The organism is Sphingomonas sp. GW821-FHT10F11, from assembly GCF_058809095.1.
Window position 1 is genome coordinate 27,555 of sequence record NZ_JBXASH010000008.1, and the last position, 14,703, is coordinate 42,257.

At 63.9% G+C, this 14,703-nt stretch carries 8 protein-coding genes; 4 read left to right on the forward strand and 4 right to left on the reverse strand.

Features of this window, described 5'->3' with window-relative positions:
- Window positions 1-66: 66 nt before the first annotated feature.
- On the forward strand, window positions 67-1,680 hold the full coding sequence (locus tag AC1RT8_RS19975) for a DUF5597 domain-containing protein (protein WP_493077739.1): 1,614 nt from the start codon (window positions 67-69) through the stop codon (window positions 1,678-1,680).
- Between the two features lie 112 nt (window positions 1,681-1,792).
- Window positions 1,793-4,714: a TIM-barrel domain-containing protein gene (locus AC1RT8_RS19980; protein WP_493077741.1), complete on the forward strand. Its 2,922-nt coding sequence runs from the start codon at window positions 1,793-1,795 to the stop codon at window positions 4,712-4,714.
- Window positions 4,715-4,859: 145 nt separating this feature from the next.
- Here the strand turns inward: AC1RT8_RS19980 and AC1RT8_RS19985 are convergent, their stop codons facing one another.
- On the reverse strand, window positions 4,860-6,842 hold the full coding sequence (locus tag AC1RT8_RS19985; RefSeq protein WP_493077743.1) for an FRG domain-containing protein: 1,983 nt from the start codon (window positions 6,840-6,842) through the stop codon (window positions 4,860-4,862).
- A 349-nt stretch (window positions 6,843-7,191) separates the two neighbouring features.
- Between AC1RT8_RS19985 and AC1RT8_RS19990 the strand changes: the two genes are divergently transcribed.
- Window positions 7,192-7,593, forward strand: a complete 402-nt coding sequence (locus AC1RT8_RS19990; RefSeq protein WP_493077744.1) for a hypothetical protein — start codon at window positions 7,192-7,194, stop codon at window positions 7,591-7,593.
- Window positions 7,594-7,959: 366 nt separating this feature from the next.
- Window positions 7,960-8,787, forward strand: a complete 828-nt coding sequence (locus AC1RT8_RS19995) for a hypothetical protein (protein WP_493077745.1) — start codon at window positions 7,960-7,962, stop codon at window positions 8,785-8,787.
- 510 nt (window positions 8,788-9,297) lie between these two features.
- Here AC1RT8_RS19995 and AC1RT8_RS20000 read toward each other — a convergent pair.
- The 3 genes from AC1RT8_RS20000 to AC1RT8_RS20010 are packed head-to-tail and all read right to left on the reverse strand — an operon-like array spanning window position 9,298 to window position 14,484.
- A complete protein-coding gene (locus AC1RT8_RS20000; RefSeq protein WP_493078019.1) occupies window positions 9,298-10,920 on the reverse strand; it encodes an alpha-L-fucosidase in 1,623 nt (540 codons plus the stop codon).
- Window positions 10,921-10,933: 13 nt separating this feature from the next.
- On the reverse strand, window positions 10,934-13,189 hold the full coding sequence (locus tag AC1RT8_RS20005) for a WD40/YVTN/BNR-like repeat-containing protein (protein ID WP_493077747.1): 2,256 nt from the start codon (window positions 13,187-13,189) through the stop codon (window positions 10,934-10,936).
- On the reverse strand, window positions 13,186-14,484 hold the full coding sequence (locus AC1RT8_RS20010; RefSeq protein WP_493077749.1) for an L-fuconate dehydratase: 1,299 nt from the start codon (window positions 14,482-14,484) through the stop codon (window positions 13,186-13,188). The genes AC1RT8_RS20005 and AC1RT8_RS20010 overlap by 4 nt, the downstream gene beginning before the upstream one ends.
- Window positions 14,485-14,703: the final 219 nt, after the last annotated feature.

A 14,703-nucleotide genomic window follows, 5' to 3' on the forward strand; every position in this document is an offset into this window, starting at 1 on the left:
GGCAAAGTACGTTTTCACTGAGATAGTGCGCTCAGCCGGAATCGGACAGAACGGGGAGAGGGGAAAATGGCGCTCAAGGGCCTCACATGGTGGGCATTGGCCTTGGTCGCCCTCTCCGGCACCGCCCTCGCGGCGCCCGGCCCGCTGCCCCGTATCGAAAGCCGCGACGGCCGCCACGCCCTGATCGTCGACGGCAGCCCCTTCCTGATGCTCGGCGCTCAGGTGAACAATTCGAGCGCCTGGCCCGCCATGCTGCCCAAGGTGTGGCCGATGATCGACCAGCTCAAGGCCAACACCGTCGAAGTCCCGATCGCCTGGGAACAGATCGAGCCGCAGGAAGGGAAGTTCGACTTCTCCTTCCTCGACACCCTGCTCGACGAAGCGCGCGAGCATAAGGTCCGCCTCGTGCTGCTCTGGTTCGGCACCTGGAAGAATACCGGCCCCAATTACGCGCCCTCCTGGGTCAAGCTCGACAACAAGCGCTTCCCCCGCATGATCGACGGCAAGGGCGAGACGCATTACGCGCTCAGCCCGCACGGCGCGACCACGCTCGAGGCGGACAAGAAGGCGTTCGTCGCGCTGATGCGCCACCTGAAGGACAGGGATCAGGCCAACACCGTCATCATGGTGCAGGTCGAGAACGAAGCCGGCAGCTATGGCAGCGCGCGCGACCATTCCCCCGAAGCCAACCGCCTGTTCGCCGGCCCCGTCCCCGCCGCCCTGGTGAAACAGACCGGCAAGAAACCCGGTAGCTGGACCCAGCTCTACGGCCGCGATGCCGAGCTGTTCTTCCACAGCTGGTACGTCGCCAGCTATATCGACGCGATCGCCGCCGCCGGAAAGGCAGTGAAGCCGCTGCCGATGTATGCCAACGCCGCGCTCACCAGCAATCCGTTCGTCTGGCAGGATCCGAACACCTTCGCCTCGGGCGGCCCGTCGCATCCGGTGATCGACGTGTACAAGGCCGCCGCCCCGCATCTCGATGTGGTCGGCCCCGACATCTACAACCCCGATCACGCCCAGTATCTCGGCTATCTCGATCGCTACACGAGGCCGGACAATCCGCTGTTCGTGCCCGAGACCGGCAATGCCCGCCCCTATGCCCGCTATTTCTTCCCCGCGATCGGCCGCGGCGCGATCGGCTGGGCGCCGTTCGGCATGGACGCGACCGGATATTTCAACTTCCCGCTCGGCGCGAAGGCGCTCGACCCGGAGACGATCGAAGCCTTTGCCCGCAATTACCGCCTGTTCCGCCCGCTCGAACGCGTCTGGGCAAAGCTCTCATACGAAGGCCAGGTCTGGGGCGCCGCCGAGCCGACCGATCCGGCCGCGAAGCACGCGCAATCGCTCGATCTCGGCGCCCACAAGGCGACGATCAGCTTCGGCCTTCCGCAATTCGGCACGCCCGCCCCGACCGGCAACGACACTCCCTCGGGCGGCGTCGCCATCGCGCGGCTGGGCCCGTCCGAATATCTCGTCACCGGCTTCCACGCCCGCGTCGATTTCGCCCTCACCGATCCCGGCAAACGCCACCTCATGCTCGAGCGCGTCGAGCAGGGCCATTATGTCGACGGCGCCTGGGTGTTCGACCGCTTGTGGAACGGCGACCAGACCGATTACGGCCTCAACTTCACCTCGGAGCCGCAACTGCTCCGCGTGAAGCTTGCGACCTGGCAATAGGAGAGACGACGTGAGGCGACCGGATTCACACATTGCGAGCGCGCTGCTTTCCCTCTCCCAGCGGGAGAGGGAGGGAGCCGCCGAAGGCGGCGGAAGGGTGAGGGTGACCGGCATGAGCGTCTCCCCCTCAACCTCACCCCGCGCTGCTGCGCAGCTTGCCCCTCTCCTGAAAGGAGAGGGGAAGGGGGCCGCTCTCCTCGCCGCAATCCTCCTCGCCACCACATCGACCGGCGCGCTCGCCGCCGATGTCCAGCGCGTCGATCACGGCGTGGTCGTCACCCCCGATAGCGGCCCGGCCAAGCGAGTCCGCGTGCTCGTCTATGGCGAGGACAGCTTCCGCGTCACCGCCGTCCCCGGCACGTCGCTCGACCTGCCCGACAGCTTCATGGTCACCGCCAAACCACACGGCACCCTCGCCATCAGCGAAGCCAACGGCCTGGTCACCCTCAAGGCGGCAAAAGCCACCGCCGAGATCCGCCTGAGCGACGGCCATGTCGCCTTCCGCGATGCCGCCGGCAAGCTCATGCTCGACGAAGCCACCCGCGGCGCGTTCAAGCCCGTCACGATCGACGGCAAGCCCTGGCTCGCCACCCAGCAACAGTTCAACCGCGGCACCGACGAAGGCTTTTACGGCCTTGGCCAGCACCAGAACCGCCAGATGAATTACAATGGCGAGGACGTCGAACTCGCCCAGCACAATATGGACATCGCCGTCCCCTTTCTGGTCTCCACCCGCAATTACGGGCTGCTGTGGGACAACAACTCGATCACCCGCTTCGGCAACCCCACGCCCTATGCGTTCGTCGGCACCAAGCTGAAGGTGACGAGCGGCGGCGCCCCCGGCTGGAAAGCGCAATATTATCTCGGCGACCGGCTCGCGGTGACTCAGCAGGAGCCGGTGATCAATTACGAATATATCCGCGACCAGGCCAAATGGCCCGCCGCGGCCAAGGCACAGACCGTGGCGTCAGCCGACAGCGGCCAGAACACCGCGGGCAAGACCGTGCAGACCCAGCGCGTGGTCTGGACCGGCGCCGTCACGCCGGAAACCACCGGCGAGCACAAATTCCGCCTCTATTCCTCCAGCTATGTGAAGGTCTTCGCGAACGGCAAGCTGGTGCTGGAACGCTGGCGCCAGAACTGGAACCCCTGGTTCCACAATTTCACCCTGCCCATGGTCAAGGGCAAGCCGGTCGACATCCGCATCGAATGGGAACCCAATGCCGGCTATATCGCCTTCTACCATAACGATCCCCTGCCCGCCCCCGACCGCCATTCGCTCTGGATGTCCTCGGATGTCGGCAAGGCGACCGATTATTATTATGTCGGCGGCACCAGCATGGACAATGTCGTCGCCGGCTACCGCGACTTGACCGGCAAGGCCGCGATGCTGCCCAAATGGGCGTACGGCTTCTGGCAGAGCCGCCAGCGCTATGCGACGCAGGAGGAATTGCTCGGCGTCGTGCGCGAATATCGCAAGCGCCGCATCCCGCTCGACAACATCGTGCAGGACTGGTTCTACTGGCCCGAGGACCAATGGGGCAGCCACGAATTCGACAAGAAGCGCTTCCCCGATCCCAAGGCCATGGTGGACGAGGTGCATGCGCTCGACGCCAATATCATGATCTCGGTCTGGCCGAAATTCTACCCGAACACGGCGAACGCCAAGGAGCTCGACGCGAAGGGCTTCCTCTACCACGGCAATCTCGACGCAAAGCGCAAGGACTGGGTCGGCCCCGGCTATCTCAATACCGATTACGATCCCTATGCGGCCGAAGCGCGGCAGATCTATTTCCGCCAGGTCCGCGAACGGCTGGTGAACCTCGGCTTCGACGCCTGGTGGCTCGACGCGACAGAGCCCGACATCCACTCCAACCTGTCGATCGAGGAACGCATCGACGCGATGGGCCCGACCGCAAAGGGCCCGGGCGCGGCCCTGTTCAACAGCTTCCCGCTGGTCCACGCCCAGGGCGTGGCGGATGGCCTGCGCGAGGCGCGGCCCGACGTGCGCCCCTTCATCCTCACTCGCTCAGGGTTCGGCGGGCTGCAGCGCACCAGCTCGGCGGTGTGGTCGGGCGACATTGCCGCGCGATGGGACGATCTGCGCGATCAGATCTCGGCCGGCGTCAACGTGTCGATGTCGGGCCTGCCCAACTGGACGCACGATATCGGCGGCTTCGCGGTGGAGGATCGCTACACCAACCAGCTGCCCGAGGCCCGGGCCGAATGGCGCGAGCTCAATTTGCGCTGGTTCCAGTTCGGCGCGTTCAGCCCGCTGTTCCGCAGCCATGGCGAGACGCCGAAGCGCGAGATCTATGAGATCTCCGCCGACGACCCAGCGATGCAGCGCTCGATGATCTGGTACGATCAGCTCCGCTACCGGCTGATGCCCTATATCTACACGCTCGGCGCCGACACCAATTTGAAGGACGGCTCGATCATGCGCGGCCTGGTAATGGATTTCGCCGCCGACAAAAAGACGTGGAATATCGACGACGAATATCTGTTCGGCCCCAGCCTGCTCGTTGCTCCGGTCACCGAATTCAAGGCCCGCACCCGCCAGGTCTATCTCCCCGCGGGCGCCAACTGGTACGACTTCAACACCGGCGCCTGGCACCAGGGCGGCCGCACGATCGCCGCGGCGGCCCCTTACGAGCGCATGCCCCTCTTCGTCCGCGCCGGCAGCATCCTGCCCACCGGCCCCGAGGTGCAGTCGACGAAGGACCAACCCGACGGCCCGCTCGTCCTCCATGTCTTCACCGGCGCCGACGCCAGCTTCTCGCTCTACGAGGATAACGGGGTGAGCCCGGCCTATCTCCAGGGCAAATACGCCCGCGTGCCGATCACCTGGAACCAGGCGACGCGCACCCTGACCATCGGCGCGCGCGAGGGCGGGTATGAGGGCATGCCGGCGAAGCGGGCGGTGTCGGTGCGCTTCTACGGGCCGGCCAAAGCGGTCGCGCCGGACTTTGCGGAGAATGGGGCGACGGGGGTGGTGTATGAGGGGAAGGCTGTTACGGTTCGGGAGCGGTGAGGGGGCGATGGTCGGTTGGATAAGGCGAGTTCTGCGCCCATCTCGGCCATGGCATTTGGCTCGATGAGAAAATAGTTTTGACGAAACCCTATCTCGAGCCGGCGCGCTATATCAGTGCATTACTGAAGTCCGAGTCGTTGCAGAGTTATGAAGGTTGGTGCAACGGCCAATCCAACTTCGCCTTACCCAACCCTTCGATGGTGACATTGCTTTTCCCCAAGTCGTTCCAAAACTCCTTCAAGATCAGCTGAATCTTGCCGAATTCCACGCCGGCAACCTCCTCAAGTCTCCCGCTCGCAATTGCCCAGATATGCAGCGCACCCAATCCAGCGGGACTGCTGTCGAGAGCTGGAGAGCTGACTTCCTTCATGCCGGGGAAGACCTCAAGAACGGAAATTCCCCCGACTCGTATAATCATCTGACATTGCTCTATTACGCGATCTATTTCCCACAGTTCGCGCTCGTCTAAGGAGTAGTCGCTGAACCGGACAATGAACGGTTCCCCGCCTAACAGAACGCTCGGCAAAGCGGAGACGAACGCCTCCTCAATCTCGCTCTCTTCCATATCGGGTGCAACCAGGATCAGGCGATCGACATCCTCTTCGGCCGCAATAGGCGAGGTAAAACGAAAGCCAAAGCGCGTGACAAAGGCGAGCAACGCTGGGTTAAATGAGAGTCCCCACAATTCGCCGAGAGTTCCTTCACCGCTGTCGAGAGCAGCACTCCAATTTCCGCCGATGCACGACGGAATGAATTGCTCGACGAACATAACCGAGAGTTTCTCAAAATCGAACAACACCCATGGATCAACTACGTAGTCCATGAGATACATAGGATCCGCCACGGACTTACGCTTAGCGTACGCCGTTAGCTGGTCGTCGTAGGTAGAGTGTCTAGCCGCGATCAGGGCGCTCTTCTTCACACCAGCAGCATCCAGATGGCCGCCCACGGGAGCGGTATCGATGGTTTCGACCTCGCCCCATAGCGCCTCTTCCCAACCATCCACATCCGGATGCAGAACGGGTCGGATTAGCGCCAAGGCTGTTGCTGCCATGCACGCGATTGCACTTTCAGTACGGTATGGATGCACCCTGATTCCATCCCAACATCGGTTGAGCAGTACCGACGCGTTGATTGATTCTTCAGGATGATCCGAAATTTCTATCGCAAACACGAGCGACCCACCGTTGGTCGCGTAGGCCTTGATCGGCGCGTTTAGCTGCTCGCGAAGCGCGGCAAAGGCAACTACTGGGTCCGCAGCGTCGTCGAGCGACACTTCGCAGGTCAAAGCATCCGCAATCGCATCGACGCTTTCCGGCAGCGGAAAGATCCAGCCCGGGTCGTATGAGATCCAGTCCCCCTCTAGTAGCGGCACCTGTCGCCAGCGAAAGATACCGGGATAGGTATAACGGCGAAAAAATCTCTTTATCTTGATGCCAGATAGGTTGTCGAAAATCTGCGATATGTGATGGCGATAAATCCATTGATCAATTACAATTTCGAGTGCGCTTTTTCGAGCCGGATAAAGGCGAATCGTTTCTTGCGGCGATAGCGGGCAGCGAGGAAAATGAACACGTATCGCAGCTGAGCGGATTTCATCCAGATCAGCTTCGTTTTGATACTCCAAGAACAAGCCGTGCTGTGCCTCAAGCCGCCAAAGATTCATTACTTCGATCTCGATGAGGGAGAACGACGCCCGGCGCTGTAGGTCGTCGCGGTCAAAACAGTAGATGACCGCATCGCCCCCTCCCCCGTCGTCGGGTGTTCCGCGGGCAAACAGTTCAGCGATCTCAGGAGCCGTAGTCAGATCAAGGAATGGCGTTGGAATGCCATAGTGCTGCGCAATCGCCGTAATTGCTTCGGGCGCTTCCTGATAGGTCGCCATTTGCGGCACAACCTGTGCCCACTCTCGAAACTCACCGAGCAGAAGCCGGGCCTTGGCCCTCGCGTCCTCACCGCCTCGAAACAGGCTTGGTGCGATGGTGGGCCAATCATGCGACTGACCTCTGAATAAATTGGCTACACCGCCGAGCATCAGCTCATGACAGTAAGCGAGCGCTTCCACCGCACTCGATAGGTAAATGTCTTCACTCATACCCCGCCCTCGCGCCCGGATGAGCTGACGCATCATTGCCGATTATACTGGACATTCAATAGCCCAGGAAGATTATGAGGAAGAAATGTGACCACACTATTGGACTGCACTCCTTGAGTGAGAAACGGTATTTGAGTGGGGCAATTTCGGTGGGGGCAATTTCGCGATAATTTCGGTGACAGCTTACTTAATCCCTTAATCCCTACCGCCCTGCCCATGGTCGGCCTCGCGATATCGAGTCCATCGCATCACAGCGCCGGCGGCTGTCACGACAAGATCACCAGCGCAGCGCCGATCCGCCCCCATCACCCTCAGGAACGACCCGACAGATTCCATTCCCGCACGCCGCACTGGATGCTAAGACAGGCTCGGGGGTACACGCATGATCAGTGGCGTCAGCAGGTGGGTCGCGATCCTCATTTGCCTCTTGTCGGTCACGCTGCCGCCCGTGATCGCCATCGCCCTTTCCGCCGGGCCTTTTTCCAATCTCGTCTTCCCCGATATTCTGCGGGAGATTCATCCGTCGCCGGAGGCGGCGACTCAGTTGGGAAGCCTCGCCCAGCTCATGATCTCGATGTCGGTCGGGCTCGGGCTTGCCTCGGTATGGTTCTACCGCCAGCCGCTGAAGCCGTCGCTCGGCCATAGCGCTGCGATCGTGCTGTGCGTCTCGATGGCCCTCGCCTTCGTATCGATTTTCGCTGGGCTGCGCTTCATGTTCGATCTGGCGATGCAGTTGCGCGTCATTCAGTTCGATTTCGACCGCGTCGGCAATCGTCTCTACTGAGGTTACGGTGACACGTGCAACAACCCCTCAATTCTGCCGACCTCATGGCCACGTAGTGATATCGAGCTTATCGCATACATCACCCGGCGACGGCGCCTAGCCATTGGAGCGCGCATCCGGCCCCGCGCTCGTACCAGCGAACCGCGGTCGAAGGCGAGGAAGAGTTTAGGAGTTGAGTAAACTGGCGCCGTAATCCCAGTCGCGGTCGCGATAGCAATTAGTCCCCGACGCGGCCGGCCTGACCTCGCTCCGGCCCCCAAGTTGAAGCTAGGAGAGAAGGATTACGGCGGACTACGCTACGTCACCGAATTTCATTGGCGCCGCTACCCTGAGGTGATGATTTCCTCTTTTGCCGCGTAACGTTCCATGCGAGAACAAAAGGGGTTTAAGGCGGCAGGGGTGGCATTGATGAGGAGAGTGGTTGCGGTTGGTCTGGCACTGTCTCTCATTGGCGCGACCGCGTCCCTGTCGGCACAGTCCAGGCAGTTCGTCGTCAGGACACCGACCATCGGCTCAGCGGTTGAAGTGACGCCCGGCGAGGAATTCTATCTCGAGACGATCGTTGCGGCGCAACCGGCTTATCGTCTGTCTCGCCCATTCGAGAGTAGCATGGCGGGGGCCGCAGGCCTGCCGTTCGGCTTTGCGATCGATGATCCCTTGCTCCTCTATCGAGGTAAATCCCGAGATCAGAACTGGACCTATTACGCCCCCAGGCAAGGCGGTTTCCGCGCCTCCCACGGGCTGCTCGGCAATCTGATTTCGCCGGGCGATAGCGTCGGGTTGCGAGTTGACCAACATGGCAACAAGGAATGGTTCGTCGACCTCTCCGTCCATAACGGCACGTTTTGGACCCGCAGGGTCAAACCCAAGGATCCCGAAGCCACGCTGATCGATGGACCGTCGCCGGACCTGACGAACGCCGAGTTCAAGCGTCTCACCTATCTTGGCGTCGAGCAGGGCCGCATGCGCATCCGCTATGAATGGAACCAGCGCGGATACGTCCCTGAGCGCGATGAATTCACGTTCCCTGTCGATGCCCAGGGTCGCGGTCAAGGTGGCGTGAAGGGGGCTGAATTCTCCGTTATCGCAGGTCCCGTAAAGGCGTCGATCGTCGTGACCAAAGGCATCACGGCAACCGACCCCATAGCCGCTCCGCCCGAGCCGAAAGCGCACAAGCCGGCTCCGGTCGTCTGATGCTGCGCGATGACCAGCCCAAGTGTTTCATGCTGCGACGATTGATTTCGATAACAGGTGCAAAAACCTATTCTCCCGATCATGCGGTCGCACATATGGAGCCTGGCTCGGCGACGCCGCCACGGTGAGCCCAACTCACGGTGCGTTTTTGTGTCGCTCGCCCCGACATCCGGGCGCACGACGGCCGTGACGGCAGGCCTCGATTCAACCTTCGCCCCGCCCGGTTACCGTCCCGCCCCGACACGAATCGCACCACGCGATTCCTGTTGGATCTTTCTCATTGTCGAAACCATCGCAAAGCGAGCGATAACAGCGGTATTTCCGCTGCATTTCGGCCGATTTTTCCGCTGTTATGGGATTAACAGGGAAAGCGGCACTCAAGCCACTGATATCGCGCCACGAATCCGCGCCGAAAATCCAACATAACAGCGGAAAAACGGGCCCGAAAAAAAGGTACCACTGAAAACAGCGAAAAGGCGGATTCTGTTAGAGAAACGCCCCCGCCGCGCGTCAGACCAGCCCCGCGCCCTCCAGCGCAATCACCGGCACGACCTCCCCCGCCCCCGCACGCGGCAGGGTCAGCTTCAGCCCCGATCCATCCCGCTCGAACGCCACCGGCCCGCCACCGACCAGAGTCGCCCGTTCGATCCTCGCCCCCGGCATCGCGCGCGACGCGAGCGAGGAGAGCATCACCGGTCCCTCGGGCCAGCGCAGCAACGCGGCGAACAGCGTGCCGTTCTTCACCGTGAAGCGCACATCCTGCGCGGTGAAGGCGCCGGCCTTGCCCTCGTTCATATGGCCCGCACTGAGCTGGGTCGGCCCTTCGCCATAGATCCGCCAGGGCCGCGATCCATAGATCGCCGCCTCGCCATTGCGCGCCATCCAGCGCGTGATGCCGGCGACGACCTTCTCTTCCTCGCTGTCGATCGTCCCGTCGCCGCGCATCGGGATGGAGAGCAGGAGGTTGCCGTTCTTCGACACCACGTCGCACAGCCGCTGGATCACCTGCTCTGCGGGCACGTAGCTTTTGGTGTCGAACCTGGCGCGGTTATAATGCCAGTCGCCGATGCAGGTGCAGGTCTGCCACGGCTCGGGACGCAGCCGGTCGCTGAAGCCGCGCTCCACATCCTCCACCATCGCACGGCGCTGATAGGGGGTGAGCAGCTTGCCCGTCGCGACCACGTCGATGCTGCCGTGCTGGCGCTGCGACTGCGCATAATAATGCGCCAGCGCCTCGATGCCGGTCGATCCGAACGGCAGGCCGGTATCGTCGAAATAGACCATGTCGGGCCGGTACTTCTCGACCAGCTCCTTCTGCCGGAGCAGCCAGGTGGCGGCAAAGGCCGGCGGCGCGGGCGGCGATCCTTCCAGCCAGCGCCCGTCATGCACCTCGTGCCAGGCATCCATCGCGGCGATCGACCTGATGCCGTCGGGCGGCACGAAGCTCGGCCCGACATACAGCTCCTGCGGGTCGAGCCCGTCCCACCATTGGCCCTTGCCCTGGCTCTTGCGCAGTTTGAACGCGTCGTAACGCTGCCCGGCGCGCGGGCCCACCGCGTCGTATCCATAGGCCGTCTGCCACCAGTGCCAGGCATGCGAACTATGGTTGCTCACCCCGAAGCGCAGCCCCGCCGCCCTCGCCATCTTCTCCCACGTCCCGATGATGTCGCGCTTCGGCCCGACGCGCAGCGTGTTCCAGGCATGGTGGCTGCTGTCGAACGTATCGAGATTGTCGTGGTGGTTGGCCAGCGCCATGAAATATTTGGCGCCGGCTTTCTTGTAGAGCGCGATCAGCGCCTCGGGGTCCCAATGCGCCGCCTTCCAGCGGTTCTCGATCTCCATGAAGCCCGTGTCGGCCGGGTGGCCATAGTTCTTCAGGTGATGCTCGTAGAACGGGTTGCCCTGCACATACATCAGCCGGCCGTACCAGTCGCCGAACTCGGGCACGCACTGCGCGCTCCAATGCGCCCAGATGCCGAACTTGGCATCGGCGAACCAGCGCGGCGTCTCATAGTCGCGGATGATCGACGACCAGTTGGCCTCGACCTGCTTCGCCTGCGCGGTCGCGGCAAGCGAGGCTCCCGCCAGCCCGGCCGCGCCGGCGATGAAGCCGCGGCGATCGATCCTGTCCATCATCATCCTCGATTCAATGCCCAACCGGATCACCATATAGCAGCCCGCGCCCGTCGGTTCCGACATAGACCCGGCCGAAGATACGCGGGTCGCCGCCGATCACCCGGAAACGCAGCCCCCATTGATGCGCGTCGTCGTTGATCCGTGCCCAGCCCTTGCCGCCGTCGAGCGAGCGATAGACGCCGCGCAGCTTGCCCAGCGTGCCGATCGCATAGATCGCCGCGACCTTGCCGCCGGGCGCCGGCTTGCCCAGCCCGAACAGCTCGACCTTCAGCCGGCCGCTCGCCTGGTCGAACGATCGCCCGCCATCGTCGCTGTGCCACAGCGTCTCGCCGATATGGAACCACAGGTCGCCCGCGCCATAAGGGCTGGCGACCAGGCGATATTGCTGCTCGCGCCAATAGATTTTGCCCGGCCAGAGCTCGGCGGGCAGCCCCTTGCCCGCCACGGCCACGAAGCTCCGCGCGCCGTCATTGCTGGCGAGCAGCCGGTTGGCATCGAAATCGACTGAATAGAAACGCTGCGCATCGACCTTGTCCGCCACCGGCCGCGCATGGAGGTGAAGCCCCTGCGCCAGCCCCCAGCTCCTGCCCCGGTCGCGCGTGACGAGCGGCACAGGCGTGCAGACGATGAAGGTCGCGCCGTCCGCCGAGACGATGATCGCGGCATCGCCGGTCAGGTCGTACCGCTGCCCGGGCTTGTCGTCGGCCGGGCGGATCGCGGGGGTACGGACCGGCTGCCAGCTCATCCCGCCATCGCCCGACCAGCCGAGCGTCGCGTCGCGCGGATGATCCGAATAGAGGCTGCCGCTGCGCACCAGGATCGACGGCGCCTGCCCGGCATAATCGAGATTGTTGGTGTTGGAGAGATAGGGGTCAGTGAAGCTCGGCTGCGGCGATCTGGTGAGGTCCGCATGGACGAAGCCGGCCAGGTCGCCAAAGCCCGAGACGAGGTTCGCGCCGCCGGTCGGGCTCGCCAGGGTGATGATCGCGGTCTGCTCGATTCCCTCGGTCCAGGGCGCCCAGTGCAGCGCATCCGCGCCGAAGCCCTTCGTCGCATAGAGTGTCGCCCCGGTCGTATAGGCGGCATGCGCGGCATCGAACGGATCGATCGCCAGCCCCGCGATCCAATGGCCGAAATCGGCGCCCTTGCCTTCGTGCAGCAGGAACGGCGTCGCGCTGGTGTCGCGGGTGCTGCGGTCGCGCAGGTTGCTCCAGTGCGCACCGTCATCGGTCGATCGCCAGACGGTGTCGCCCGGGTTCCAGCGATCGATGCTGCTCACCGCGATCGTGCCGGGCGCCGATGTGGCGATGCCGATTCCCATGAAGCCGCCGCTGGTCCGGTCGTGCGGCGACACGTCGCTCCACCGCCCGGTCGCCCCGTCGCGTCGCCACAAGGCGCCATCGGCGATGCCGTTCGGGCCGATCGCGTCGTCATAGGTGACGAACAGGGTGCCGCGCGCATCGATCGCCGCCTTGACCGGCAGCAACCGCGCCGCCGCGCCCTCGTCCGCCTGCCAGGTGACGCCGCCATCGGTCGAGCGGAACAGATGCTGCGCGCCGGGATCGGCCACCCCGGCATAGAGGATGCGCGATCCCCGTCCCGCTGTGCCCTGTCCCGCCACGCCGCTCGACGGATCGGCCAGCACGAAGCTCACCCCGCCATGCGTGCGCTTCGGCGCGGGCGCGCCAAGCCCCGGCATCGGAAAGCCGGCGACCTTCGCCCAATGCCCGCCCGAATCGTCGCTGCGCCACAGCCCGTCATGGCGCGATCCGAAGAACAGGGTGGAAGTCTGGTTGGGGTCGATCGTCAGCCGCTCGCCAAGGCCCCGGCCATCCTCGTTGCCGCCCATCCGGAACGGCACCGGTACGATCGTCCAGTGCAGCCCGCGATCGGCCGAGCGCAGGATCGCGGCCGGCGAACCGGCATTCATCCCCGCGGCGAGATAGACCACCGCCGGATCGACCGGATCGGGCGCGATGCTCTCGACACCCATATAGCTGCTCTCCGCCATGCCGTCCTGCAGCGGCACCCAGCGGGCCGCCGCCTCGTCCCAGCGATAGGCGCCGCCCATGTCGGTGCGCAGATAGGCCAGGCCCCGCTCGGCCGGACTGAACACGATGCCGGGCGCAAAGCCGCCGCCGCCGACCTTCACGTTGCGCCATTCATACGCGGCGACGCTGCCGTCCTGCTGCGCCGTCGCGGTGCCGAACACCAGCCCCGCGACCAGCACGGCCAGCACCCGCCGGACGGCGCCGGCCCGGGTCATGCCGCCGATGCGGTGCCGACCGGCCTGAACGCGAAGCCGGCCAGGGTCGCCGGCTTCATCTCGATCGAAAATCCCGGCGCGGTCGGCGGCATATACGCCGCGCCCTTCACCACGCAGGGCGTCACGAAATGCTCGTGAAGGTGATCGACATATTCCGCCACGCGCCCGTCGGTCGTGCCGGAAAAGCAGAGATAGTCGATCATCGACAGATGCTGGACATATTCGCACAAGCCGACGCCGCCGGCATGCGGGCACACCGCCAGGCCCTGCTTCGCCGCCATCAGCAACACCGCCAGCACTTCGTTCACCCCGCCCAGCCGGCACGCGTCGATCTGCACCACGTCGATCGCGCCGCGGCTGATGAACTGTTTGAACATCACCCGGTTCTGGCACATCTCGCCGCTCGCCACTTCGATCGGCGCCACGGCCTCGCGGATGCGGCGGTGCCCCTCGATATCGTCCGGGCTGGTCGGCTCCTCGATGAACCAGGGGTCGGCAAAGGCCAGCGCCTTCACGCGCTCGATCGCCTCGTCGACATCCCAGATCTGGTTGGCGTCGATCATCAGCCTGACGTCGGGGCCGATCACCTCGCGCGCGATCGTCACGCGGCGGCGGTCGTCCTCGGCATTGGCGCCGACCTTCAGCTTGATATGCCCGAACCCGTCGCTCACCGCCTTGGCGCACAGCCGGCGCAGCTTCTCGTCCGAATAGCCGAGCCAGCCCGCCGAGGTGGTATAGCAGGGGTAGCCCCGTGCCTTCAGCGTCTCGACCCGCGCCGCCTTGCCGACCGATCGTTCCTCGAGCAGCGTCACCGCTTCCTCAGGCGTGATGAAGTCCGAGATATAGCGGAAATCGATCAGCCCGACGATCTCGGCCGGGCTCATCTCCGCGATCAGCTGCCACAAAGGCTTGCCCGATTGCTTGGCCAGCAGGTCCCACACCGCATTGACGATCGCGCCGGTGGCGAGATGGATCACGCCCTTTTCCGGTCCGATCCAGCGCAACTGGCTGTCGCTCGTCACGTGCCGCCAGAAGCGTGCGCCATCCGCGCGGATCCAGTCGAGGTCGAGCCCCACCACGAGCGGCGCAAGCGCCTCGATCGCCGCACAGCAAATCTCGTTGCCGCGCCCGATGGTGAAGGTCAGCCCGTGCCCCGCCAGCCCCGCATCGTCAGTGTCGAGGATGCAGTAAGCGGCCGAATAATCGGGGTCGGGATTCATCGCGTCCGACCCGTCGAGCATCAGCGCGGTGGGGAAACGGAGGTCGAAGATCCGGACGCCGGTGATGGTCGTCATGCGCGGACCCGATACGCGGGACGGCGGTCATTGCAGCACCTCACTAGACCCCTCCCCGGCAGCTCGTACCAGCCCCTGTCCAACCCGGCGCTTCGTTCGCGGGTGATGAGCATTTTCATAGGTGGGAATAGCGAGGAGCGCAAGCACGCAGTGGCGCGGGCGGCGTTTTGGGATGTGGGAATGCGTCGGTTGGAGAGGGCCGACACCCCCATCCGTCAT

Bases quoted from the DNA above. Each gene is read 5' to 3' on its own strand.
- AC1RT8_RS19975 (WP_493077739.1), top strand. From the start codon at position 67: ATGGCGCTCAAGGGCCTCACATGGTGGGCATTGGCCTTGGTCGCCCTC.
- AC1RT8_RS19980 (WP_493077741.1), top strand. From the start codon at position 1,793: ATGAGCGTCTCCCCCTCAACCTCACCCCGCGCTGCTGCGCAGCTTGCC.
- AC1RT8_RS19985 (WP_493077743.1), bottom strand. From the start codon at position 6,842: ATGCGTCAGCTCATCCGGGCGCGAGGGCGGGGTATGAGTGAAGACATT.
- AC1RT8_RS19990 (WP_493077744.1), top strand. From the start codon at position 7,192: ATGATCAGTGGCGTCAGCAGGTGGGTCGCGATCCTCATTTGCCTCTTG.
- AC1RT8_RS19995 (WP_493077745.1), top strand. From the start codon at position 7,960: ATGCGAGAACAAAAGGGGTTTAAGGCGGCAGGGGTGGCATTGATGAGG.
- AC1RT8_RS20000 (WP_493078019.1), bottom strand. From the start codon at position 10,920: ATGGACAGGATCGATCGCCGCGGCTTCATCGCCGGCGCGGCCGGGCTG.
- AC1RT8_RS20005 (WP_493077747.1), bottom strand. From the start codon at position 13,189: ATGACCCGGGCCGGCGCCGTCCGGCGGGTGCTGGCCGTGCTGGTCGCG.
- AC1RT8_RS20010 (WP_493077749.1), bottom strand. From the start codon at position 14,484: ATGACGACCATCACCGGCGTCCGGATCTTCGACCTCCGTTTCCCCACC.